The organism is Catenulispora sp. MAP12-49 (assembly GCF_041262705.1).
In the GTDB taxonomy this organism is placed as follows: Bacteria; Actinomycetota; Actinomycetes; order Streptomycetales; family Catenulisporaceae; genus Catenulispora.
The window spans coordinates 69219-93603 of the sequence record NZ_JBGCCP010000038.1; the positions used below are offsets into that span (position 1 = coordinate 69219).

Consider the following 24385-nt stretch of genomic DNA (forward strand, 5'->3'; position numbering starts at 1 on the left):
CATCGTCTGGGCCCGAGCCACCAGCAGCGAGCCCTTCCTCGCGCCGCTACTCGCCCGATACAGGACATCAGGAGACACTCAGCTCGCCGCGCAGCTCGCCAAGGGCGTCGGACTGCTCAAGACCACAGCACAGCAACGGCCTGCCGGCATCCACTCCACTCTTATGAGAGCACTCAACAACTACGCCGACGAAGTCGCCGAGTCGATCGACACCGGAACAGTGCCAGCAGCCAACCAGGACCGGGCGTCGGGGATCTCATCGAGCCGGACCGCGGCACATCCACGGCGATCTGAGGACGTCGGGCCGGTCTGCCACTCGCGCAGCCGCTTGATCACAAACGGGGTTGCGGGAGCCTTGAAGCAGGCCATCTCCTGAACCGCGACTTCGCAGTCATCAAGACCCTCGACGGCGATGTCGTCCGTCCTCGTCGGCAGGCATCCGGTCAGGCCTTGGAACAACGCGACCCGCGCATAGGAGTGGACCGTCGACTCCCACGCGCCGACCAGAAGATCCGATGCCTCAACGACCGCCAGCCGGCCCAGTGCCTTCGCTGGAGTCTCCAGACCGCACCAATCCCGCTTGGCCAGCGCCGTCGACAACGCGTCCATCAGCACCGGAACGTCGTTCCGATCGCCGCCCGCGGCGAGGACGTCGACGCCAAGAAGGTGCAGTTCAGGATCACCGCCCGTCACCCAGTTACGCGCCCTTGCAACTGCCGGGCCGCCCAGCTCACGAAGCGCCGTCCCGATGTTCGGGATCACTCCGCTTCGACGCAACTCGGCGTCCTCGGCCAGGTCGAGAAGCGCGACCTCACCTCGCCCCGCCAGCACCAGAAGCTCCAGCCAGCGACTACGCCGGCCGCCGGACGTGATCCGGCCGAGCAGCACCTCCGAGCTCAGATCCTTGATCGACTCCCGTTCCGGACGGTTACTGCGCGCCTGAGCACGGCCTTCAAGAATCACCCGGACACGCTCGTGCGACCGGGCCCAGATCGGCCACGGCCCCCAGTCGGAAACCGCCTCGGCGAGCTGGTCGTCATCCAGGCGGGCAAGGACCTGTTGATCCAGCCCATCCCACAGCCCCGGAACGTCCCAATCCCAGATCGCGTCGACAGCCGCTTCCCAGTGCACTCCCTCGACTGCATAGCGTCGAAGAATCGGAACCGCGTCGACCCGCCCCAACTCGACCAACCAGGCCAACACCTGCAACGACAGCTCAACATCACGCAGACCCGCGCGTTCACCCTGGAACAGGTGCTCGCCGATCGAACCGAGCGGCAGCCCCAGCCGGTCGATCAAGACCGCGAGGTATTCATCGCGCGATTCAGTCTGGGCATCCCAACGAGCGTCCTGAACGACACACCCGATGACCAGCTCCTCAGCTGCCGGGTCGTTCAGAACTCGACTTGCTCCGAGGCCGCGGCCGCGCTGAAGCTGGCCAAGCACCGTCTCCGGCTCGGCAAACTCGACAACCACCAGGTCCTCCGACATCGCAGGTGATCATCCCGGTTGCATCAGCGGACCGCCACCCAGTTTCCGGCCTTGCCGCCAACTATCCCTGGGAACTGCCAACTAAAACTGGGAGTCACAGCAACGGTGAGGAAGGCCGCCAACAGAGTCGGCGCATTACTATCGTACATTAGTTCGAATAGCTTCGGCGGGTGGCCCACGAAGCTCTCCAACCGATCGCCGACGAGGTCGCTCGCTTCGAGGCCGAGTACGGAATGGACCTCGGCATCGAGGTCTCGGTCGACGAGCAGGCCGGCAGCGTGACGGCGCGCGGAGACGGCCTGCGAAAGTGGGCCCACAGCAGGTCATTACTGGAGCCCTCACCCGCGCCGGGCTACGCCACGACGTCCTCATGCCATCGGCCACGATCGTCGTGTACCCATCGACCGACCAAGGGCAAAGGGCAGGCATCTCGCTGCCCAAGCCGAACCGCGACGCTGCCATGGCTGACCTACGCCGCCAGCTCGTCGCCAACGGCACCGCCCCGCAGGTACGTCACCGCGGACCGGCCGACGGCGGGAACATCCCACTCCACCGACTCCTTCGCCCGCTCGTTCCCGGCGGGAGCCTCGCCCGCGGCACCATCGTCGCTGTACCGCCTCGGACCGGGGCAATCGCTGCGGGAGCAGGCGGCATCTCCTACGCCACGCTCGCGCTCATCGCCGGCGCCACGGCGGGCGGCGCGTGGGCCGGTGTCATCGGCTTCCCCAACTTCGGCATCGCAGCCGCATCCAGGATCGGCGCCGACTTGTCCAAGATGCTGATGCTCGACCAGCCCTGCGAGCGGTGGCCCGACGCGGTCCCCGTGCTTGCCGGTGCCGTCGACCTTGTGCTGCTGCACGCACCACACCGACCGAACACCACGCAGCTACGGCACATCGCAAACCGCATCCGACCCGCTGAGCGGCAGCGCGGCTGCGCTCTCGTCGTGACCAGCAACTGGGAGGGCGCCCACCTCACCCTCAGCGCCGGAGCCCCGCGCTGGGAGGGGCTTGGTGGCGGCAGCGGCAACCTCACCCAGCGCCGGGTCACCATCAGCGTCACCGGCCGAGCCACTCACGGACGACACCGCGAAGTCGACCTGTGGCTTCCCGCCGCCGACGGAACCGTGCGCGAGTATTTGCCGCAAGCGCAGCGGCGGAAGGACGGGCGACCACTGCTACAGATCGCATGACAAATGAGCCTGCGCGATGCCGGCTCGTCCCGCGCGTATGGCAATGCAACGCGCCCGCTGCCTAAGAGTCAGAAGGCCCGGCCCAAAAGGGCTCGCGCCGGTCGCCAGCGCGCCTCCATGCGTAGCGTCAGCGTTACGACAGCACGGCGAGAAACAAGCCGTCACCATACGGAGTCGCTACGGCCGTCCTCACACCGTCATCACACGGGCCCGATTCGGCGACTTTACGACTCGAGTCAAGTCGAGTACTCGAGTCGAGGCAACGTAAAACCCCTGGTCAACAAGGGAGCCTGGGGTTCGAGTGCGGTACCCCCGGCAGGATTCGAACCTGCGACCATCGGATTAGAAGCGCCGCAGATCAGGGTTTTGACACCTGACGCTCACCACTAACCAATGCAGTTGGGTGCCAAGCTATCCAGTGCTCTCACACTCAACTCTACTGGTCGTATCGGGTGATGCCAGACCATCCCGGGACGTTTGCCCCCGGACCGTACGCGGACCCTGTCGAGCTCTGCCGCTTTATGCCGCGTCATCCAGCACGCCGTTCGAACAGGACCGGTGACGGGCCCCACTGGCCATCGCTCTACCCGTTCCCGCAAGCCAGCCTCGTTGCGCGTAGCGCCAACAAGCCGTATTCGAACCTACGACCACTAAATCAGAAGCGGTGGCTGGATGACAGGCATCCTCGCCGACGACTACGGCACTACCCCTGACCAGTGCCGCTGCGTCATCGGCGGCGCCAATCACCCGATCCCCCCCTTCGACTCGCTTCCCCAACCCGTCCCCGAGGATGTCGACATGCGTCGCGCCCCGAGGGCACAACACTCGACGGCATGCTCGAAGCCGGCGTGGTCGACGCGCTGATCTCCGTCGGCTGGTCGCCCCGAGCCGGACCGGCGGATCTTCGAGATCGCGGCCGACAAGCTCGGGGTGCCATTGGCGCCGCAGGGCTGGATGGTCGGCGACAGCTTGGACAGGACATAGCCCGTGGGCACGCCGCAGGCCTTCGAACCATATGGCTCACACCCGATAGTGCCTGTCTGCCCGAGCAAGCCACGCGGGTGAGCCACGTCGCGGCATCGATCGTTCCAGCGTTCGAGATCATCCGTCAGATCTGCGTGACGGTCGCCGACACCGGGTTCATAGTCGCGACGCTGGTGGTGTCCCGGTCGCGGGTCCACGACCGCCGGGAGCGAAAGCCGCGAGCAGACCAGTGTGGATCTGCGTGATTGCACCGATGTCGAGGCGGGGTGGGGCGCGGCAGCGTTGTCTTTCTGCACCGAGGCGCCCGAACCGTTCGGGTGGTTCTGGACCGGTCGGTGCCAGAGGGGAGGCTCCAGTGACGGCACAAGTCGTCCCACTTCAACATGTCGGTGAGATTCGGGGGTTCGCGGAGCGGCTGCTGACGTCGGTGCTCCACGACGGGGCGGTACTGGCTGCGTATGGTGACTTCACTTGCTCGCCCATCGGGTTGTGGCTCGCGTTGTCGGCGGTAGCGTCCGGAGCGGGATCGGATACGGCTCGGGAGCTGCGTGGACTGCTTGGTGTGGCCGGGCCGGAGGCCGCTTCCGCCGTCACCGAGGTGACGGCGCAGTTGGCGCGGGTTGAAGGGGTTGCGGCCGCGACAGGCGTGTGGTCGCGGATCCCGGTCTACCGGGACTACCGTGAGCGTCTGCCGGACGTCGGCTTCGGCCACCTGGACCCCGCCGATGTCTCGGCGATCGACGCCTGGGTCAGAGAGGCGACCGACGGGTTGATCCGTGAGCTGCCGGACCGTCCGAACGGGGAAGAGCTGCTTCTGCTCGTCAGCGCGCTCCAACTGGCCGGTGATTGGGCCTCGCCGCGCTTCGAGCGGCAGAAGACCACCGACCAGGTCTTCACCGACGTCCAGGGGACCGAGCATCTCGTCCCGACCATGGCCACGACGCTGCCGCAGCCCTCGTATGCCTGGACCGTGGAGGCCCCCTCCGGGAAGGCTGAGGACGAGGTGGTCGTGGTGGCGCTGCTCTGCACCGCAGAACCCGGCCGGCTGCCGCTGCAGGTGAGCTGTGTGCTGGGGGCGCCGGGTCGAGGTCCGGCGGACGTCCTACCCGCGGCCTGGTCGGCGCAGAAGAGTCGACGACCGATCGACGCCGACCGGGTCACCGTCGCGCTCCCGCGGCTGCACCTGCACACACGCCTGCAGGCGGAGCGGCTGCTCGCCTCGCTCGGAGCGCCGCTGGCCGGGTCCGGGCTCGCGGACTTCTCCGGCATGTCCCCTGAACCACTGCGCGTCGACAGGCTCATCCAGGAGTCGGTGCTGAGGATCGACGAGGAGGGTGTCAGGGCGGAGGCGATCACGCAGGTCTGGAAGAGCAGTCGGGGCCGCGGCCGGCGCGCTGAACGGACCAGGCACATCGCGTTCGACAGGCCGTTCGGCCTCGTGGTGTTCGCCGGCAGCACGGGACTGCCGTTGTTCACCGCCTGGCAGGCGTCGGCACCCCGGTCGCCCTATCTCTGACACCGCGGGGCCGCTGTCACCACATGCTGACACCAAGCCTGGCAGTCAGGGAGGATTTCAGCGCCCGGTTCACGTATCGCCGTGATGTTGGCGCTGCGCCCTCAAACTTCAATCGAGATATGCCGAAGGGCGGTAAGGGCTGTGACACAAGCCGTGTTCTTCGCCGAAAGTGGCGAAAATGTGAATGCAATTCAGGTCTCATCGACGCTATCGATGACGGTCGGCGTTGTGGCGATCGTAGCCATTGTTGTGACCGCCGTCACTCTAGCCCTGCTTTGGCGACGGATCAGGCGGGCGGCGTCCGAACATTCCGAACTGATTTCCCGTGCCGACCTGAGACTACGGGCTACCATCGGACCTGCGCAGAGGCGCGAACTCAGTGGGCTGCGACTGCGGTTGCTGGAAGAGACGAACCAGACGCGTCGGACGATTGAACACACCCAGGAGAATGGGTCCGTATTCGGAGAGTTGTCAGCGCTGTTCGGCCGCATCGAATCGGTCGCAGTGGGCTTGGATGCCCAACTCGGTACGCTGCGCCGCGAGCCAAGTGCGGACCTGGTTGCCTCGGCGCTTCCCCAAGCGAGGATCCGGGTTGATCAGGTAGCGGCCGCGGCAAGGAGCATCCGAATACAGGCGTTGGCGCTGGACGGGCCAGGGTCCCCCAGCGACGTGGAGCTCCGCCGGCTTGTCACCGACATCGACGGGGAAGCGCAGGCGTTGGCTCAGTGGCGTGCGACCTACCGTGAGCTGGCAGGCGGGTGAGGTTGTTGCGCAACTCTGGACCGGGCAGGCTGGGGTCCGGTTCCGGGCTGCCCAAGTCATGCGGCCATGGCCAGGTTGTGCATGGTGGCGGCGGCCTGGACAGTGGTGTTTCTCCGTTGCCCTTGCAGTGACAGTCGCGGAAGATCTTGTAGTTCTTCATCCGGGCCAAGGTGTGTTCCTCCCGGGCTCGGACCCTGCGGTGTTAGGCCTTGTCGGCCTTCCGTAGTGGCGGCAGCGGCCGGTCGGCGCGTTGCGGTGCGGCACGACGCACCCTGTATCTCAATACGCGCCGTCGGAGTCCCCGGCTCCGACTGCTCACAAGGGATGATCGGTCATCGCCATGTTGAACGCGTTCAACTTCGATGCTACGGTGAGCGCCGAAGGAAGTTGAACACGTTCAAATAGAGGGGAACCTTGAACGTGACCGTCCCTGTCCCAGGTGATCGACCTGCCGATCAGCGTCCTGCTAACGGTCGGGGCAGGGAAGACCTTGCGCCGCGCTAGACACGTCTTCCCGGCGCACGTCTTCCCGGATTCCGAAAAGCTGCCGAACGCCGTCAACCACTTGCTGGTCGTCGGTTCCACCTGGTCGACTTCGGCTTCGTCAGCATCTTTAAGCGCTTGCGACGTACCATTCGGCCTCCTACCGGCTCGCGACAGAGGCGAACGCCCCGGTCCCGACGTCGCGGAGCCGTATCGGGAATTGGCGGCGCAGTTCGCAAATAACGCCGTAGATCCGAACTCAAAGCCCGCACCACGCCTATGGTCGCCTGGGTGATTGGCTGTCTCGCTTCAAGGTCGTGCGGAAAAAGTTGCTGGCGGTGTTTTGCTAGTTGCCCGAGGCCTGTAGACCGGAGCTGCTTAAGACCGCTGCCGGGTCAACCGTCGTCTGCATCACCGGCTTCAAGTTTTCGTCGCACTGCGTTTCAGGCAGGGCAAACGCGGTGCGTCTCGTCGAGGGGAAATCAACATGCGTTCTGCAAACAAGGGCGTTTCCATTGCCGTGCTCACAGCTGCCGTTCTGGCAATGGCGGCCTGCAGTAGTTCGGGGAGCATCGCTCCGTCGGCGGCGGGCACGTCAGCCGCCTCGTCGGCGGTGAGTACGAGCGTAGCTGCCACCACGGCTTCGCCGATGGTGACGACGTCCAGCAGTCCGTCGGCCAGTCCGACCGCATCCTCATCGCCCAGTGGCGGTGGTGCTGGCGGTGGTGCCGGTGGTGGTGCCGGTGGTGGTGCCGGCACTGCGCTGACGGCGGAGAAGATCAGGACACTGTTGTTGACCGACAAGGACGACCCCGGTTACACCTACGATGCCTCAAAGGACGACACGTCGACCAAGGACAGCCCGGATGTTGTGACATCCGGAGGCAGCATCTGCCAGACGCTCGCGGACGCGATGGGCGCCCTGTCCACGAAGTACGGGACGACTGTCGAGGTCGACCGGAAGCTCACTGATCAGGCCAAGGGCTACATGATCATCTCGTCGGTGTCGGTGTTGCCGTCCGTCGACAAAGCCTCGGCGGTGATCTCCGACCTGACTGCGGGCCTGAACGGGTGCACAACCCTGTCCATGACTCCTCAGGACGGCCAGTCGGTCTCCATTGCGTTCGACGGGACCTCGATACTGATGGGGAATGACCAAGTCGGCTGTGTCGCCTACATATCCAACGGCGACAAGACCTTGCTGATGGGCATCGTAGAGGCCCGAGTCGGTACGGCCGTTTCGGTGGTCGCCCTCTACGAGCCCGAAACGGAGGACACCACGGCTCTGCACCAGATGGGTACGACGCTCACCAACCTGTCCGACATCCAGTTTCAGCGGTTGAAGGGCGCGGAAGCCATCAGCTGATCAGCGGCCAGCCAACTCGGCCATGGAGGACTCGGACAGGCAGCGGCGGTCGGGTGACCCGTCATTCGTCGTGGAGCTCGGCGCGTTCAGCGGTGCCGGAATCGCGGCCGGCGGCCGTCGAGGTAGCCGTCGAGCGTCTCACGATTACTGACCCGGGATGCCGTGGGCCTGCGCGAAGTACTGTCCAGAGCATTACCGCGATGGCGCCTGGTCGGCGCTGTCGTCGAACGCGTCGTAGACGTGCCAGTCGGTGACCACGCAGGCGATCACCTCGCGGGAGAACCGTGCCGGGTCAGTCTTCTCGCTGTCGGAGCCCTCCGGTCCGGTGAGCATCTCCAGCGGCACCGGCTTACAAGACGCGCGAAGCGGCCAAGGTGCGCCAGGCATGCCCGTCGAAGCCGGTGGCGGCGGCCTGGGTGGTGATCGCCAGCAGCACGTGATGCTCGGCCTGGAACCACGCCCACGCCCGCGCCGTGTCGGCGAAGTCCTCCGGCGCCGCGCCGGGTTCCGGCGGCGGCAGCACGATCGTCTCCCGCCGACTGCCGAGCAGGAGGCAGGCCGCGTGTGCGGTGTGCAGGTAGTGGTCGACCATCCGGTGAAGGGCGTGGTGCCGTTCGTGCTCGCTCTCCTGCGTCGCGGCCTGCTCGACGGCGTAGGCGCGCAGCAGGTCGTGGAAGGCGAACCGTCCGGCCACGTGCTCGGCGACGAGATGGGCACGGGCCAGCTCCGCCAACGCCTGGGCGGCGAGCACGCGGGACGTCCCGGCGAGTCCGGCTGCCGCCGCGACGGTGATGTCCGGTCCCGGATGTATGCCCAGCAGCCGGAACATCCGTGCCGCGGACGCGCTGAGCTGCCGCAGGGACCAGGAGAACACGGTGCGCACGTTGCTGGACTGACCACCGGCGTCCAGCGCGTCCAGCCGGCTCCGCATGTCACGCAGTTCCGAGACCAGCGCGTCGAGCGGCAGCAGCGGCCTGATGGTGGCCCGCGCGGCCGTCACCCGCAGCGCCAGCGGAAGCCGCGCGCACAGCTCGGTCAGCTCGCCCGCGATCCTCGGTTCGGACGCGAGCCGGCCGCCGAGACTGCGATTGAGCAGGTCCCTGGCCTCCTGCTCGGCGAGCACGTCGAGCGTGAGCAGGTGTGCGCCCTCCGCGGTGATGAGGTCGGCCAGGTCGGCGCGGCTCGTGATCAGCACCAGGCAGCCCGGCGACCCGGGCAGCAGCGGACGCACCTGCGCCACGTCGCGCGCGTTGTCGAGCACGACGAGGACGCGCTTCCCGGCGAGCAGGCTGCGATAGAGGGCTGCCTGCGCGTCGAGGCCCATCGGGATCCGTTCGGCCGACACGTGAAACGCGTCGAGGAAGCCGCGGATCGCCTGGGCCGGCGTCACCGGCATGCCGGACGGATCAAAGCCGCGCAGGTTCACGTACAGCTGCCCGTCCGGAAACTCGTCGGCGACCTGATGCGACCAGTGCACCGCGAGCGCCGTCTTGCCGACGCCGGCGGTCCCGCAGATCGCCGAGATCACCACGCCGCTCCCCGCACCCACGGTCTCACCGACCGCCTCGGAAAGGAACGCGAGCTCCGCCTGACGGCCGATCAGGTGTCGCGTCGTCACGGGAAGCTGCCGCGGCACGACCACCGGATGCGCGGACGGGCCGGCGGGTGCGGCGGCCGTCGGCTTCACGCGCACGCCGGCACCGCCGCCAAGAATGCGCTGGTGCAGCCGCTGCAGCTCGGCTCCAGGATCGGCTCCCAGCTCGTCGGCGATGATCCGCCGTGCGAGCGTATACGTGTCCAGCGCCTCTGCCTGACGGCCCGTCGTCTGGAGCGCGCGCATCAGCAGCACCCACATGCGCTCCCGCAGCGGGTGCTCGGCCGTGAGCCTGCGCAGCTCGGGCACCACCTGCGCGTGGCCCAGCGCCAGGTCGGCCTCGATCCGCAGCTCCAACGCGTCCAGGCGCAGCTCCTCAAGGCGACTGGACTCCATCGCGACCAGCGGCCCCTGCGGCACGTCTATGAGCGCCGGCCCCCGCCACAGGTCCAGAGCGTCGGTCAGCAACACCCCCGCACGCTGGGGATCGTGCCCGCCGAGCGCTGAGCGCCCCTCGGCGAGCAGATCGGCGAAACAGCTCGTGTCCAGGTCCGTCGGGCCGACCAGCAGCTGATAGCCCGGCGCCCGCGTTATCAGCTGACGGCCGGTCGTGTCGCGCATCAGCCGGCGCAACCGCAGCACGTAACCGCTGACCAGCTTGCGCGCCCCGGCGGGCGGACGTTCACCCCACAGCTCGTTCACGAGGCTCTCGGCCGAGACCACCTGGCCGGGCTTGAGCAGCAGCGCGGCGAGCAGTGCACGCCACTTGGAAGCGCTGATCGCGCTCCATTCGTAGCCGGTGCGGATCTCCAGCGGCCCTAGGACGCGAAAGCGCATGGTCAGCCCCCCCCCAACTGTGCACCCCGACCCGGCCCTGTCCATGAATGAATCAGGACAGACGCGCGAATCTGGATTATAGGCGAACGAAGCGGATCAGGTGCCTGAGATTTCGTGCCGATTCGACGCGGCTCAACCACGACTCAGACACGGCTCGGACCGGACTCGGACGCACGTCGAAACCATGGCGGCGTCGAGGCGACCCGCGGGGCGTACGGGTGGACCACGGCACCGGTATCGGTGCGCCGGAACGACTTGTCCACGCATCAACGAAGGGACCTGACGATGTTTCGAACCATCCGCCGCGTCTTCGGCAGCGGCCGCAGATCACTCGTCCTGGCAGGCGCAGTGCCGGCGGTCGCGGCCATGGCGTTGCTCGCCGCGCCGTCGGCCTCGGCGTCGGCCTCGCTCTCACCCGCGGCTCCGGCCGGCGTCGCCCAGCCGGCGCAGGTGAAGCCCGCCGCCGTGCACCCCAACGGCTACTCGTCGTGTCCGGCGAGCTACCTCTGCTTCTGGGTCGACGCCGGCTTCAGCGGCGCCATGGGCAAGCTCTCCGGGAGCAACACGAACTGGACCGCCTTCAGCCAGTCGACGTGCCAGACCAAGACCTGGAACGACTGCGCTTCGGCGCTGTACAACAACGGCAACTCCGACCAGGCCCTGGTGTGGGAGAACGCCGGCTACACAGGCGGCTACGCGTGCATCGCGCGAGGCACGACCATGTACTCCAACCTCGCCAACTGGACCTACTCCGACAACTCGCACAGCCTGAACGACTCGATCAGCAGCAACGACTGGACCACCAATGCGTGCACGTGAGCGCGCGGCAGGACCGACGAAAGGTCGGCGGAGTTAGGCGATGGACAGCCAGCGGCGACGGGGCGCGCGCACGCGTAGCGCCGTACTGATACTGGCCGTGCTGGCCGCGGTGGCCGGTTGCGCGAGCAGCCGGCCACCGCGGCCAAGCGCGCCGCACAGCGCGACCGGCCCCGAGGTGGCGGCGGCAGGTTCCGTCATCGCCACCGATGCCTCCTCACTTCAATGGACCTGGGACCTGACCCGCGCCGAACAGGCACTCACCGCGCGGTGCATGCACAGCAACGGATTCGCCTACACCGTGCCCGACGTGGGACCCGAACCGAGCGCGCAGACCATCACCGCCACCTCACTGGGCAGCGGGTATCCGGCGACCTATGGCGTCACGCCGGAATCCGTCAGCACCGGCGACCCGAGCGATCCCGGTGCCACCCTGCCGAGCTATGCCGACGCGCTCGAAGGCTCGCCGACGGACAGCAGCACCCTGCCGCTGCCAGGCGGTGGCCACGTCGACTACCAGACCGGCGGATGCGTCGGCCAGGCACGCTCGACGCTGTTCGGGAACGTGCGGGACTACGTCGCGTCCGCCTACATACCGCAGGTCGTGCGGAGCCAGTTCGGCCAGTACCTGACCACCTACCAGCCCTACGTCACCGCGCTGAAGGGCTGGCAGGCATGCATGAAAGCCGGCGGCTGGGACTACGCCAGCCCGCAGGCGGCGATCACCACGCTTCAGGCGTCGGTCCTGCACGGCACCAGCGCGACCGATCTCGCCACGCACGAGACCGCGATCGCCAACGCCGACACCGCCTGCGACGGCCGATCGCACCTGCGGGCGAGCACCGAACAGGCGCTCACGTTGTTCCTGGGTTCGCTGCCGACGCAGACGGTGGACGAGCTGCGCGCGGTGTCCGTCAGCCGCGTCGCGGCGGGTCGCGCGGCCCAGCGAGCGATGTCGGGAACGTAGGGTCCTGAGTCGCCCGAAGCCGAGGTCGGCGCGGGTTGTGGACCGGCGGTCCGGATACGCTGTCAGGACGCCCTGTCCTCCAGCTACTCCAGGACGTCCTCGGCTGCGGTCGGCGCAGCTCCAGCAAGGCGGCGCACTCGGCGGTGGAGATCGGGTGCCGGCCGCCGCCGATCTTGACGAACGCGTCGGCCTGTGCGTTCAACAACGCCGCCATGACGTTCAGCTGGGGCGATTCGGTCCGTGGCTTTGACCGTTGCGGGATGATGGATGCTTGTGCCCGTTCGCCTGCTGCACCCCCTGGCCACTCCCGGCACTGTGCTGCGGTGGCACCGGCGGCTGGTCGCAGCCAGGTGGCGACAGCCCCGCCCGCTGGCAAGGAACTCGTCGAGCTGGTACTTCAGCTGGCCGGCGACAATCCGTCGTGGGGCTACACCCGGATCCAAGCCGAGCTGCGACGCCTGGGCCGCCGGGTCGCTGCAGCCACTATCCGCACAATTCTGCGAAGCCATCGCATTCCGCCGGCACCGAGGCGGGACGATGGCTCGACCGGCGTACGTTCCTGCGGGCTCAAGCCTCAACGATCCTCGCCACCGGCCTTCTTCAGATCGAGACCGTCACACTAAAACCTACGACCACTAAGTTAGAAGTCCGCCGTCAGTACAAGTCGGCCACGGCCGGCGTAAACGATACCGGCGAACCAGCGTCGAATACTGCACCGCTCCAATATGTCTACTTCAGGCAAGCACCTCGACGCCAGACGGTGTTGATGTCCAGGGTGTGGGTGATCTCGTCGAGCGGGTTGCCGTCGACGAGTAGGAGATCGGCACGTAGTCCGGGTGCGATACGGCCGCGGTCGGCAAGGTTGAAGCAGCGCGCGGGTACCGACGTGGCAGCGGCGAGCGCGGCCTCAGTGGACAGTCCGGCTTGCACGAGAAGCGCGAGTTCGTGGTGCATGCTGGCGCCATGCGCCACTCCCCCGTGGGTCGGCACCGGGATGGAGGCGTCGGTTCCCGCCAGGATGTCCACGCCGGCGGCGTGCAGGGCTGCGACGCTGTCGAGAACGTGCTGAAAAGTGCCCTGCGGGTAGGTGTTGTACGCGCCGCGCAGGGTGTCGAGCCAGGGCTGGGACAGACGACGGGAGACGCGGGGGTCGGCGGCGAGGTCGGCGGCGGCGTCGCGCCCCATGAGGGATGCGCTGACGACCAGGCAGGGCGTGACGAAGACGTCCGCATCGGCGAGCGCCGCGATGATGGCCTGGTCGGCCCTCTGGTCGATGAAGAGGTGGGCGAGTCCGTCGATGCCGACGTCCAGCGCCTGGCGAGTGGAGTCCAGGGTGGTGGCGTGCGCGATGACCTTGAGGCCGAGCTTGTGGGCTTCGTCCACTCCGGCCCGAAGGGTCTCGGAGTCGATCACGGGCAGCCCGGGGTGTCCCATGGTCGTGCCCTCTTCGATCATCACCTTGATGTAGTCGGCGCCGGCCTGGGTGAACCTTTGGACGTGGGCACGCGCTTCGTCGGGGGTACTGACGGACGGCATCTCCCAGCCTTCGTGCTCCGCACCCGGCTCGTGTTCGCCGAGGTCGTGCATGAGCTCGCTGGGGTGTCCGCCCTTTGCCATCAGGGCGAGCAGGGCGGAGCGGACGTCGGCGACGGTGTCGTCGGCGTTGACCTCGATGCGCTGTTCGGGCGTCCAGAACCCCTGCATCTCCAGTTCGGTTGTGACACCGAAGCGCAGTGCATCACGAAGGGAATCAATGGAGGTGTGCACGTGGGCGTCGATGAGCCCGGGCAGCAGGCTGGCACCGCGTGCGTCGACGACGTCAGCGCCCTGTGGGGCCTGAGCGGCACCCACTGCGGTGATGAGTTGGCCTTCGATGGTGACGGTAGTGGCCGCCGACTGCCCGACACCATCGAAGATGTGGACGTTCGTGAGGTGTGTTGCGGTCATGATGCCTCCTGGGTTTCTCAATCAGGGCGGGGAACGCCCGTTAGCTAGTGGCGCCTACAGCCGCTGGTGCGCTGTCGTCCGTTGCAGGCTTGGCGGGCTGCCCGGGCCCGGCACGCAGAGGAGTCTCCTTGATACAGAGTGCAGAGACGAGGGCGGCCACTGCGCACAACGCGCCGACAAGGAAGATCTCTTGCGTACCGTGAGCGGCTGCCTGCAGGTAGGCCTCCCTGGCCGCATGCGACATATGTTCTGTCGCCGAACCTCCAGAACCGCCCTCGCTGGGGGCGCCGCCGCCGTGGCCGGCCAGGGCACGCGTGAAAAGCGAGCCGAAGACCGCGACTCCCAGAGAGCCGCCCAGGGTGCGGAACAGGTTGGTGGCCGCCGAGGCGGCGCCCATGTCCCGCAGCTCGACGCTGTTCTGGGCGATGGTGTTGGCCATCTGGATGGTGAAACCGGTGCCGATGCCGACCAGCACCATGTAGACGCTGGTGGTCAGGCGCGCGGTGGAGGTGTCCATGGTGGACAGCAGTCCCATGCCGACGGCCAGGCTGGCGGCTCCGATCACCGGGAAGTTCTTGTATTTGCCGGTCCTGGACATGACCTTGCCGGCGATCATCGAGGCGGCCACGGTGCCGCACATCATCGGCAGCAGGAGCAGCCCCGAGTTGGACGCCGAGGCACCCTGCACGGTCTGCTGGTACAGCGGCAAATACAGAGTCGCCCCGAACATGGCCACGCCGGCCACAGTCAGCAGGACGGCAGCGATCGGGAAGTTGCGCTGACCGGTGAAAATCCGCAGCGGCAGCAGCGGCTCGGCGGTCCGCCGCTCGGAGACGATGAAGGCGGCCAGCAACACGAGCACCACCGCGGCCAGCCCGAGAATCTGCGCCGAGCCCCAGGCGTAGGTGCTGCCACCCCAGGTCGCGAGCATGACCAGGGCGGTGATCATCGCGGTCATCACCGTGATGCCGGCCCAGTCGATGACGACCCGGCCGCGGCGGGCGGCCTGCGGGACGTGCAGCAGCGCCGCGCACCAGACAATGCACACCAGGCCGATGGGGACGTTGACGTAGAAGGCCCACCGCCAGCCCAGATGGCCGGTGATCAAGCCGCCCGCCAGCGGACCTCCGACACTGCCGACAGCCTGCACGATCGCCACCATGCCCTGGTACCTGCCGCGTTCCCGCGGCGGCAGCAGGACGCCGATCAGGGCGAAGGCCCCCGCCATCATGCCGCCGGCCCCGATGCCCTGAAGCGCACGGAAGCCGATGAGCTCACCCATCGTGGAGGCCATGCCGGAGAGCACCGAACCGAGAAGGAACACCACGATCGAGCCGAGGAACAAGCTCTTGCGGTGGAACAGGTCGCCGAGCTTGCCCCACACCGGCGTCGAGCAGGCGGTCGTGAGGGTGTACGCGGTGACCACCCAGGACATGTGGTCCAGGCCGCCGATGTCCCTGACGATCGTCGGCATCGCCGTGCCGACGATCAGGCCATCCAGCTGCGAGAGCAGCATGGCCAGCAGGACGCCGAGGAGGACCCAGCGGATGTTCTTGGGTACGGCGGTGGCGTCAGGGGATATGGCGGTCTGACCAGGCCCAGAGGAGGTTGCCATAGCAGGTCACCCCTTTCAGGGCGGTATGTGGGCGCGCAAGGTTTCCACCAGCGTAACGAACATGTTCGTTAGGAACAAGTTCGTGTTGCGATCGCCGATCGCCCTACGGCGCGGGGCGCGCTAATGTGCGCAGCAGCCGGAACGGACGCAAAGGGGCCTTGAGGTGGCTGAAAGAGCAAGGCGGCTGCGGTCACGACCGGCCAAGGAGCCACTGAGCCTGGAGGCGTTCACCGCTGCCGCATTCGGATTGCTGGAACGCGAGGGCATGGAGGCGGTCACCCTGCGGCGCCTGGCCGGCGAGCTGCAGACCGGCCCGGCCTCGTTGTACGCCTATGTGCATGACGTGCAGGAACTGCACGCGCTCCTCCTTGATCGGGCGCTTTCAGCTGTCGATCTGCACCCGGCATCAACGGACCGCCCACGAGACCGGCTGGAACGAATCTGCTCCTCCTACCTGGAGGTACTGCTGCGGCACGACGGGCTGGCCCGCCTCGCGGCCGGCGTCCTGCCGTTCGGCGAGAACGCCCTCGCGCTCACCGACGCCGTCCTGGAATGCCTGCGCGGTATGGGCCTGTCACGCATGCGCGCCGCGTGGGGTTTTGATCTGCTGATGCTGCACGTCACGGCCATCGCCGCCGAGCACGACCGGCGGCGGGAGCAGAACGACCCGATCGGCCGTGCGCACCGGGGCTACGCCGAGGCCGAGGCCGAGCGCTTCCCACAAGTCCACGCACTGAGCGAGGAACTGTTCTCCGGCACTGGTACCGCGCGCTTTTCCTGGGCACTGGACGTCGTACTCACCGGCATCTCCGAAGCCCGCGAGCCGGACAACTGACGAACATGTTCGCTCCGAACATGTTTGGCCCTAGAATCGCCATATGCCCCCGCAGAGCCGCCGCGAGCGCCCCGCCAAGCCCGCCCTCACCCGCGAGGGCATCATCGACACCGCCGTTTCCCTGATGGAGCAAGAGGGACTGCAGCGCGTCACCATGCGCCGCCTGGCCCAAGCCCTGGACACCGGGCCGGCGTCCTTGTACGTCTACGTCGCCAACACCGCCGAACTGCACGCCGCGATCCTGGACCGGCTGATCGGTCGCGTCGACCTGCACGACACACCTGCCGAGGCGCCGTGGCGGACCCGGCTGGACGCCGTGCTCACCAGCTACCAGCAGGTTCTGTACGCCCACCCTGCCCTTGCACTGTCCGCACTCACCGCCCGGCCCTCCGGCGAGAACTACATCGCCCTGCTGGAAGCACTACTCGCCCTTCTCGCTGAGGGCGGGGTGCCCGACCTGCAGGCCGCCTGGGGTGTGGACATTCTGTTGCAGAGCGCTACCGCCTCAGCCGCCGAGCACTCGGCGCGCCGCGAGGACACCCACGCCGAGGCCGACTGGGCCCAGCTGCGCAGGGCCCTCGCCGAGGCATCTCCCGAGGACCACCCACACGTCCACGCCCAAGCCGGCAACCTGGTCTCGGGAACCCCTGTGGAACGCCGGCAATGGACCGTGGACATGCTGCTCGCCGGAATGCTGGCTGCCCGGCCCGACTCTGGATCCAGGTGACTGGATTACCTCTGAAACTAGGCCACCGGGCTCGACATGATGTGTGATCGTGGTGGTCCGTCGCGTCTACCGGTTCGCGGTTACCGTTCTGGCCTGGTTGTCGCTGGGTACGGCCACGCTGGCGCCGAGTCCATGGTGACGGCCACGGCCGCGGCGACCACACTGCGACTCGACCCCCAGTAGAGAGGGGGACGCCGAAGCCGCGCCGATGAGCGTTCGGGCGGGTTTCCTCTGTGGCGGTATCCACCGTGACGAGTTGCGCACACGGTCAGGCCGCCGGCAATGCCCGTTGGGTATCGGTGCCGTACCCAGATGGTGTTGGTTCGGGGCCGAGCCGCGAACATGCTCGGAGTTATGAGCGAACAAACAATTGCGCTTGTCACCGGCGCGAACCAGGGAATCGGATTCGAGATCGCGGCCGGCCTCGGCGCACTCGGCTGGAGTGTCGGGATCGGCGACCGCGATCCGGAGCGCCAGCAGGATGCGGTGGCCAGACTGCGCGCCGGCGGCGCCGACGCGTTCCCGGTGCCCATCGACGTGACCGACGACGCGAGCGTGGCGGCCGCCGCCCACCGGCTTGAAGAGCGTGCCGGCCGTCTCGACGTGCTGGTCAACAACGCCGGCGCCACCGGCGGCCGGCCGCAGAACCCGACGACGCTGGACCTGGACAGTGTCCGGGTGGCGGTGGAGACGAACGTGTTCGGCATGATCCGGGTCACCAACGCGATGTTGCCGCTGCTGCGCCGATCGGCGCACCCGCGGATCGTCAACCAGTCCAGCCACGTCGGCTCCCTGACTCTCCAGACGACACCCGGCGTCGAGCTCGGGGAGATCAGCGGGGCGTACGCGCCGACCAAGACGTACCTCAACGCCGTCACCATCCAGTACGCCAAGGAACTGGCCGGCACCGACATCCTCATCAACAACGCGTGCCCCGGATACGTGGCCACGGAGCTGAAGAGGTTGACGAAGAACACCCTGCGCCAGGAAAGACCGGTGACCGGTGCGCCACCCAGGACCGGGCCGAGGGCCGGGGCCACCGCGGTGGGGATGGTGAGGATCGAGGCGGCGCGCAGTCGCTCGTGCGGCGGGAACGCGCGGTAGAGCATGGCCATGCCGACCGGGGTCAACATGCCGCTGCCGGCGCCTTGCAGGACGCGGAAGGCCACGAGTTCGCCGAGGTTGCCGGCCAGGCCGCAGAGCACTGATGCCGCGGTGAACAAGCCGATCGCGAGCAGCAGGATGCGTCTGGTCCCGAACCGGTCGCCATCGGCGGCGGGGCGCTGCCGGGACGTCGGCGAGCGGGGCGAGTTGTTCGATCATTCGATGCGCTCCTGATGGCGGGAGACTCGAGAAAGACGGGAGGTTGGAGGCCGGGCCGACGACACCGCCTACGGCTTCGGCCCCCAGGGTTCGCGGTTCGCGTGGTCTATCGCTCTACCGCTTAGCGGCGGCGGCGATGAGCTCCCGCATGACGTCCGGGTAGTCCTCGCTGATCTGCGGGCCGAGGTTCGGTCCTACGGTCTGGGCGGCCGGGCCGCCGATGATGAGCTGGTGGGTGACGCGGGTACCGCCGCCTTCGAGCGGGGTGAGTTCGTGGCGGTCGGTGAGGAGCAGACCGTTGAACTCGGTGCGGTCGGCGTAGGCCCGGCCGTCGGTGAGCTCCATGATGGTGGATGTCAGGGCTTCATCCGAGCCGGCCGGGGTCACCGAGAGCTCGGTGCCGACGGCGAACGGACCGTGGATCACGTAGGTGTTGCCGCCGGCGGCCGCGGCGCCGGTGCGCTCGTCGCGGAGTGTTGCCCACACCGCCTCCGGGGACACATCGGTGTCGGCGGAATACTGCGTGCTCCACGTGGCCGATGCCCCGGGGATCGGGATTTCGTCGAGCTGGAAGATGCTGCCGGGCCCGCTGGTACTCAGGTCGGGGATGGCGGAGATGAAGGCGTGGACGTGGTCGGTCTTCAGGTGCGTGGCGAACGCGGCGGAGTCGGCGTAGACCTCGTAGAGATAGAACCGGCCGGGTATGTCGCGGGCCTCATACCCCGTGAAGGTGACGCAGCCCGGCTCCTGGCGCACGGCGCGGATCAGCTCGACGATGCGCTCGCGGAAGGCGTCGGCCAGGCCGGGCTTGGCGTCCGGAACGGCGATCATCGGGCGGGGGTTCGGGTCGTCGGTGTCGACCCGCAGGTTGCCGTGGTGCAGGGTCGCGGTGAGGAAGTCCTCGGTGTCGGTCGCGGTGACAGTCATGATCTACAGCTCGATTCGGATGCCGGGTTCGACGATGCGAACGGTGGTTTCGGGAGCCAGGTCGCCGGTGGCGTCCCGGTAGTGCCGCGGGTTCTTGTCGCTGCTGGTGATGAGCCGGTCGCCGAGGAAGCCCTTGGTGAAGGCGTAGTGGTGCGGCACGGCCAGCTCGGGCTTGAGGATCGCGGTCAGTTCGGCCGCCTCGTCGGCGTTCATCACGACCTGCCTGTTGTCGGCAGGGCGGATGTGCAGGCCGTTCGTGGGCAGCAGGGCCAGCGAGATGTGGCCGAGCCGCTTGGGAATCTCGGCGAGTTCGGGGATGAGCATTGTGTCGCCGGCGAAGTACACCGCCTCGGAGCCGGCCCGCAGGACGAACGTGACCTCGTAGACGCCGTGCTTGCCGGGGGCGGCGGTGATGCTGACGTTGCCGACTTCCGCCTGCTCCCACGGGGCAAGAGCGGTGACGTTCGTGAAGCCGTGCGCGCGGGCCAGCGGCACGACGGTCTCGGCGACGAACAGCGGCACCGAGCGGTCGCGGTAGGCGGCGAAGGCTGCCAGGTCGCAGTGGTCGTAGTGCTCGTGGCTGATCAGCACGCCGTCGAGCTTCGGCAGGTCGGGGATGTCTATGGCGATCGGCTCGCCCTGGTAGTAGCCGGGACTGGTGCTGAACCAGGGGTCGGTCAGGAAGGTGCGGCCGCCGATCTCGATCAGGTGGCAGCTGTGGGTGATGCGGGTGACTGCGGTCTTGGGCATGGTCGTGGTCCTTAGCGTGCGAAGGCGGAGAAGTCCGTGTCCGCGCTGTCCCAGATCGCGGCGATGACCTGGTCGGGGGTCTCCAGCTGCGGAGAGTGGCCGGTGTCGGGCAGCAGTTGGAACTGGGCCATCGGGATCGCGGCGGCGTAGGCGCGTCCGTAGTCGACGTCGACCATCCCGTCGCTGTCGCCCAACAGCACGAGCGTGGGGATCTCCAGCGTCCCTAGCCGCCCGACAAGAGCCGGGTCGGTCATGCCGGAGCCGGCGTACGCGGCGATCGCGGCCCGGTTGCCGGCGGCGATCGCCCGCGCGGCCGGGGGCAGGCTCGCCGGGTCGATGCGGAACCTGTCGGGGTTGTGGAAGCTGCGCGTGAAGACCTCGTCCATGGTCAGGGCGAAGAAGTCCGTGACCGGATGGCCGGGCACCTCGATTCCGACGGCGTCGATCAGGACGATGCCGCTGACCCTCGGTGATTTCAGCAGCGCGATCTCCGCGGCGATCCAGCCGCCGAGCGAGTTGCCGACGACGGTCACGTCGGCCAGGTCCAGCTGGTCCATCAGGCCCTGGTAGAGCGCGGCCAGTCCGGGGATGGTGGCCGGGGTGTCCGGTCGCGCGGTGCCGCCGAATCCGGGATGCGTCGGCGTGAGGACGCGCACCCGATGCGTGGCGGCGAACTTCTCGGCGAAGCCGGCGACGGACTGCGGCCCGGCGCCGCCGTGCAGCAGCAGGAACGGCTGTCCGGAACCGTACTCGGCGACGGTCACCTCGACAGGGCCGATTCGCTCGACGGCCACGGAGTGGATCTTGGTGATGCTCATGGAGCTCTCCTTCACAGGTTCTGGATTTCAGTGACTTGATCGGGGCCGTCAGCGCGTCAGCCCAGCGCGTTCAGCCCAGCGCGCCGGCCTGGCGCAACAAGGTCACCCCGTCGGCGACGGCCCAGTGCTCGCCCCAGAGCCCGTCCTGGAACCGGACCAGGTCCATGACCCGGAACTCAACCGCGTTGCCCGAGGGCGGCAGGCCGAACCACGTCCCGGTGTGGCGGCCGCGGAAAATCTTGTGGGTGGCCACGAGATCGCCGTCCCCGAGGCAATGCAGGATCTCGACCCACAGGTCGGAGAACGCCTGGTGCATGGCTGCCACGGTCTCGCCGATCCCGGCGCGGTCGGCGGCCTGACCCGGCTCGACAGTGTGGTTGCGGAAGTCGGGATGGACGAGCCGGTCGATCAGCTCCAACCGGCCCTTCTGCTGCACCTGCTCGACGAAGTACCGCATGAGCTCGGTGTTGGATGCCTGAGTGTTCATGCCAGTCCGCCTTCCGTGTCAGCCTTCGGCGGCGTACAGGTTGGTCTGGCCGTCGGATGCGGTCAGGCCGCCGTCCACGGGGATGTGCGCCCCGTTGACGTAGGCGGCGTCCGGACCGGCGAGGAACGCGATGACCGCGGCGATCTCGGCCGGTTCGGCAGCCCGGCCCATCGGGACGCGGTCGGCGAAGCGCCGGTGCAGCGGAGCGCCCTCGGCGAGTGCGTCACGGAACATCTGCTTGCTGAGGGTGACTCCGGGGTGGACGGCGTTGACCCGGATCCGGCGGCCGTGGTCCAGGGCCATCGAGTTGGTCAGGTTGGTCACCGCGCCTTTGGTCATGTTGTAGACCGCCTGGTTCCATTCGCCACGCAGCCCGGCCACCGATCCGAGGTTGACGATGCAGCCGCCGACCGTCTGTAGATGGGGCAGCGCGGCACGCGAAGCGAAGAAGACGCCGTCGATGTTGGTGGCGACCATGGCGCGGTAGCTGTCCAGGTCGGTCTGGTCGGCGGTTCCCGGGATCGCGATGCCGGCGTTGTTGACCAGCACGTCCAGGCGTCCGAACCGCTCGGCCACGCCGTCCATCACCGCCGTGACGGCTGCCAGGTCCGAGACGTCTGCGATCTGGGGGTGAAGGTCCGCTCCGTCTGGAGCCGTCTGTGCGGTTTGCTTCAGAGTGGCCTCGGTGCGGCCGACGAGCACGACGGTGTATCCGTCGGCGACGAACCGGTGCGCGGTCGCTGCCCCGATCCCGGTGCCGGCGCCCGTGACGACGGCCACGCGGCCGGTGTTCTGCTGATTCATGAAAGCTCCCGTCTGTCCTGCACTTCGGCCCTGAACTGGGGATTGCCCCCACGACCGAGCCTAGGAAGACTGGGGATGCGCACGCTTGAACCACAGCGCCGTCCAAACAGAACATCGGCGCCACCGGATGTGGGTCCGGGGCAGGCCGCGAGAGGGGGAGGTCGAGTGGATACGGACGCCGTTGAGTCGCGAGCTTTCCATGACTTCCGCCGCGGCTGGGAGGCGGAGTTCGGCGACGGTGTCCCCCTGCCGACCTTCACCCCGGCCACGACCGCCGACTTCCGCGTCAAGCACCGGGCCACCCGGGTCGACGACGTGGCGATCACCGACCTGCACGGCGCGTCGGTGATCCGGACCGACGGTCCGCTCACCAGCTCGGAGGACGTGGTCCGGCTGTACGTCGTGCAACGCGGCGCCTGGACCCTGGGCGGCCCGCACGACCGAGGCGAGCGCACGATATCGGCCGGTCAGTTCCTGCTGAAGCATGTCGGACGGCCGTCGCACTTCCAGACGGTGCCCGATACGGCGGCGACGGTCCTGGTCCTCCCCGCGGCCCTAATCAAGCCGCTGCTCGGCGGCCGGGTCCTCACCGGTGCGAGCAACTCAGCCGAACTACGCCTGCTGACGGCCCACACGAACATGGTCCGGCTGACGATGCCCGACCTCACCCCGGCGGGCGTGCAAGCGGCCCACAGCACACTCATCGAACTGACCAAAGCGGTGGCCCGGCGCCGGTTCGACGACGCCGAACCCGTACTCGCCCCCGCCCTGGCACAAGCCGCGAAAGACCTCGCGGACCGCCGGCTCGCCGATCCCGAGCTGTCGGCGGTGGCGCTGGCGCGCGAGCTCAACGTCTCGGTGCGCACTCTCCAGCGCGCGTTCGCCGTAGCGGGGGAATCAGTGGTCTCCTATATCCGCGAGCGGCGCCTGGAGGAAGCCCGGCTCGCCCTGACCGCACCGCCGGCCAGTCGGCTGAGCATCTCAGAGCTCGCCGCGTACTGGCAGTTCGCTGACAGCAGCCACTTCATCCGGACCTTCAAGAAGCGCTACGGTCGCACCCCCAACGACTACGCCCGCTCGGTCTCATCTGCTCGGGGCTGAACGGGCTGAAATTTCTGACCAGGGCAAGCAGCAGGGTCCGCCGTCAGCCGCCGCGAGCGCGGCCGACGGCGGACCGGCAGCCTGTCGTGCTCAGTCGCCGCTCGGCAGCAGAACCTGCTTGATCCCGGCCGAGCCGTCACTGACCGTCTGGTAGGCCTCGGCGCTGTCTTCCAGTTGCCAGGTCTTCACTGCCGGGGGAGCGAGGATGCCGCGTTCGAAGAGCGGGCGGAGCTGGTCGAAGACGCCTGCGACGTGGGCCCCGTCCAGGAACACGCTGGCCAGTCCCGTGACGCGCAGCTGCCGGTTGTAGATCTCGGCCGGTGAGAAGTCGATCCGCGGCTCGGGGGCGCTGAAGATGCCGACCATCCGGCCGCCGAAGCGGAGGCTGCGCAGCGCCGGCTCGAACAGTGCGCCGCCGACCGTGTCCAGGACCAGGTCGGTGCCGCGTCCGTCGGTGAGGTCGAGCACCGCCTCGCGGAGGTCGTCGGAGCTGGTGTCGATGAAGGGCTCGACGCCGTCGGGCCGGTGGCGGTCGGCGATGATCGGTTCCGCGCCGCGCCAGCGGGCGATCGCGGCGGCGGCCTGGCCGACCATGCCCGCTCCGCCGGTGATGAGGATCGTCTCTCCGGGTATCAGCTCCATGATGTTGACGACCGTCTCGAAAGCGGTGAGGTGGGACCGGCCGACCGCGCCGGCCTCGGCCATCGTCAGGTTCACCGGTTTGCGGGACAGCCAGGTCTCGGGAAGGGCGACGAAGCGCGCGTGGGTGCCGGGCCGCGTCATCCCCAACGCCGGACCGCTGCCCCACACCTGGTGCCCCTTGTGGTCGCCGTCTGAGACCACGACGCCGGCGAAGTCGACGCCGGGGATCACCGGCAGCGGTGTGCCGAGCCGGCCCGCGGCGTTGGCGACGTCGAGCGGGTTCACCGCGGCCGCGTGCACTTCGACGAGTGCCTCACCGGGAGCGGGCTCGGGTATCGGTTCGGTACGACAGGTCACCGACTGCGCCGGCGGCCCGCCGGTTTCGAGGACCACCGCGGCCA

22 protein-coding genes and 1 pseudogene are annotated in these 24385 nt (G+C 68.1%); 10 read left to right on the plus strand and 13 right to left on the minus strand.

The window, feature by feature from the left end; translation table 11 throughout:
• Positions 1-180 precede the first annotated feature (180 nt).
• The gene (locus tag ABIA35_RS41140) at positions 181-1491 is read right to left on the minus strand and encodes a hypothetical protein (RefSeq protein ID WP_370345567.1); all 1311 of its coding nucleotides are present in this window, start codon (positions 1489-1491) and stop codon (positions 181-183) included.
• Positions 1492-1861: 370 nt separating this feature from the next.
• On the opposite strand from ABIA35_RS41140, the gene ABIA35_RS41145 reads away from it, so the two are divergent.
• The 3 genes from ABIA35_RS41145 (at position 1862) to ABIA35_RS41155 (ending at position 5945) form a co-directional block, all read left to right on the plus strand.
• Positions 1862-2683 (plus strand): hypothetical protein, encoded by an 822-nt coding sequence (locus ABIA35_RS41145; RefSeq protein WP_370345569.1) that lies wholly within the window; start codon positions 1862-1864, stop codon positions 2681-2683.
• A gap of 1339 nt (positions 2684-4022) precedes the next feature.
• The gene (locus ABIA35_RS41150) at positions 4023-5183 is read left to right on the plus strand and encodes a serpin family protein (protein ID WP_370345571.1); all 1161 of its coding nucleotides are present in this window, start codon (positions 4023-4025) and stop codon (positions 5181-5183) included.
• A gap of 141 nt (positions 5184-5324) precedes the next feature.
• Entirely contained in the window at positions 5325-5945 is a 621-nt protein-coding gene (locus ABIA35_RS41155; RefSeq protein WP_370345573.1) for a hypothetical protein, read from the plus strand.
• A 903-nt stretch (positions 5946-6848) separates the two neighbouring features.
• Here ABIA35_RS41155 and ABIA35_RS41160 read toward each other — a convergent pair.
• Complete coding sequence (locus ABIA35_RS41160; RefSeq protein ID WP_370345575.1) at positions 6849-7232, minus strand: hypothetical protein; 384 nt, start codon at positions 7230-7232, stop codon at positions 6849-6851.
• On the opposite strand from ABIA35_RS41160, the gene ABIA35_RS41165 reads away from it, so the two are divergent.
• The gene (locus tag ABIA35_RS41165; protein ID WP_370345577.1) at positions 7222-7794 is read left to right on the plus strand and encodes a sensor domain-containing protein; all 573 of its coding nucleotides are present in this window, start codon (positions 7222-7224) and stop codon (positions 7792-7794) included. The genes ABIA35_RS41160 and ABIA35_RS41165 overlap by 11 nt on opposite strands.
• Before the next feature lie 192 nt (positions 7795-7986).
• On the opposite strand, the gene ABIA35_RS41170 is transcribed toward ABIA35_RS41165, so the two are convergent.
• Positions 7987-8139: a hypothetical protein gene (locus tag ABIA35_RS41170; protein WP_370361539.1), complete on the minus strand. Its 153-nt coding sequence runs from the start codon at positions 8137-8139 to the stop codon at positions 7987-7989.
• A gap of 4 nt (positions 8140-8143) precedes the next feature.
• Complete coding sequence (locus ABIA35_RS41175) at positions 8144-10225, minus strand: BTAD domain-containing putative transcriptional regulator (protein WP_370361540.1); 2082 nt, start codon at positions 10223-10225, stop codon at positions 8144-8146.
• A gap of 285 nt (positions 10226-10510) precedes the next feature.
• Between ABIA35_RS41175 and ABIA35_RS41180 the strand changes: the two genes are divergently transcribed.
• The gene (locus ABIA35_RS41180; protein WP_370345583.1) at positions 10511-11044 is read left to right on the plus strand and encodes a peptidase inhibitor family I36 protein; all 534 of its coding nucleotides are present in this window, start codon (positions 10511-10513) and stop codon (positions 11042-11044) included.
• A gap of 40 nt (positions 11045-11084) precedes the next feature.
• Positions 11085-12008 carry a hypothetical protein gene (locus ABIA35_RS41185; protein WP_370345585.1) on the plus strand — a complete coding sequence of 308 codons (924 nt, stop codon included), beginning with the start codon at positions 11085-11087 and terminating at the stop codon, positions 12006-12008.
• Between the two features lie 729 nt (positions 12009-12737).
• Here the strand turns inward: ABIA35_RS41185 and ABIA35_RS41190 are convergent.
• Positions 12738-13955 carry an amidohydrolase family protein gene (locus tag ABIA35_RS41190; RefSeq protein ID WP_370361541.1) on the minus strand — a complete coding sequence of 406 codons (1218 nt, stop codon included), beginning with the start codon at positions 13953-13955 and terminating at the stop codon, positions 12738-12740.
• 40 nt (positions 13956-13995) lie between these two features.
• Positions 13996-15570, minus strand: a complete 1575-nt coding sequence (locus ABIA35_RS41195) for an MDR family MFS transporter (protein ID WP_370361542.1) — start codon at positions 15568-15570, stop codon at positions 13996-13998.
• Positions 15571-15733: 163 nt separating this feature from the next.
• Here ABIA35_RS41195 and ABIA35_RS41200 point away from each other — a divergent pair, with 163 nt between their 5' ends.
• From ABIA35_RS41200 to ABIA35_RS41210, 3 genes are all read left to right on the plus strand, one after another.
• On the plus strand, positions 15734-16405 hold the full coding sequence (locus ABIA35_RS41200) for a TetR/AcrR family transcriptional regulator C-terminal domain-containing protein (protein WP_370345591.1): 672 nt from the start codon (positions 15734-15736) through the stop codon (positions 16403-16405).
• A 43-nt stretch (positions 16406-16448) separates the two neighbouring features.
• Positions 16449-17132 carry a TetR/AcrR family transcriptional regulator gene (locus ABIA35_RS41205; RefSeq protein WP_370345593.1) on the plus strand — a complete coding sequence of 228 codons (684 nt, stop codon included), beginning with the start codon at positions 16449-16451 and terminating at the stop codon, positions 17130-17132.
• Positions 17133-17486: 354 nt separating this feature from the next.
• Positions 17487-18236, plus strand: a complete 750-nt coding sequence (locus ABIA35_RS41210; RefSeq protein WP_370345595.1) for an SDR family NAD(P)-dependent oxidoreductase — start codon at positions 17487-17489, stop codon at positions 18234-18236.
• On the opposite strand, the pseudogene ABIA35_RS41215 reads toward ABIA35_RS41210, so the two are convergent.
• The 6 genes and pseudogenes from ABIA35_RS41215 to ABIA35_RS41240 form a co-directional block, all read right to left on the minus strand.
• Positions 18134-18355, minus strand: a pseudogene (locus tag ABIA35_RS41215) (MFS transporter); the annotation flags it as partial. The gene ABIA35_RS41210 and the pseudogene ABIA35_RS41215 overlap by 103 nt on opposite strands.
• 214 nt (positions 18356-18569) lie before the next feature.
• Complete coding sequence (locus tag ABIA35_RS41220) at positions 18570-19382, minus strand: antibiotic biosynthesis monooxygenase (protein WP_370361544.1); 813 nt, start codon at positions 19380-19382, stop codon at positions 18570-18572.
• 3 nt (positions 19383-19385) lie between these two features.
• Complete coding sequence (locus ABIA35_RS41225; RefSeq protein ID WP_370361545.1) at positions 19386-20132, minus strand: MBL fold metallo-hydrolase; 747 nt, start codon at positions 20130-20132, stop codon at positions 19386-19388.
• An 11-nt stretch (positions 20133-20143) separates the two neighbouring features.
• Positions 20144-20950, minus strand: a complete 807-nt coding sequence (locus ABIA35_RS41230; RefSeq protein ID WP_370361546.1) for an alpha/beta fold hydrolase — start codon at positions 20948-20950, stop codon at positions 20144-20146.
• Positions 20951-21020: 70 nt separating this feature from the next.
• Positions 21021-21437, minus strand: a complete 417-nt coding sequence (locus tag ABIA35_RS41235; RefSeq protein WP_370345603.1) for an ester cyclase — start codon at positions 21435-21437, stop codon at positions 21021-21023.
• Positions 21438-21455: 18 nt separating this feature from the next.
• A complete protein-coding gene (locus ABIA35_RS41240) occupies positions 21456-22241 on the minus strand; it encodes an SDR family NAD(P)-dependent oxidoreductase (protein ID WP_370345605.1) in 786 nt (261 codons plus the stop codon).
• Between the two features lie 165 nt (positions 22242-22406).
• Here ABIA35_RS41240 and ABIA35_RS41245 point away from each other — a divergent pair, with 165 nt between their 5' ends.
• Positions 22407-23342, plus strand: a complete 936-nt coding sequence (locus tag ABIA35_RS41245; protein ID WP_370345607.1) for a helix-turn-helix domain-containing protein — start codon at positions 22407-22409, stop codon at positions 23340-23342.
• Positions 23343-23432: 90 nt separating this feature from the next.
• On the opposite strand, the gene ABIA35_RS41250 is transcribed toward ABIA35_RS41245, so the two are convergent.
• Positions 23433-24385 (minus strand): zinc-binding alcohol dehydrogenase family protein (locus ABIA35_RS41250; protein ID WP_370361547.1); only part of this gene is annotated, 953 nt, incomplete at its 5' end.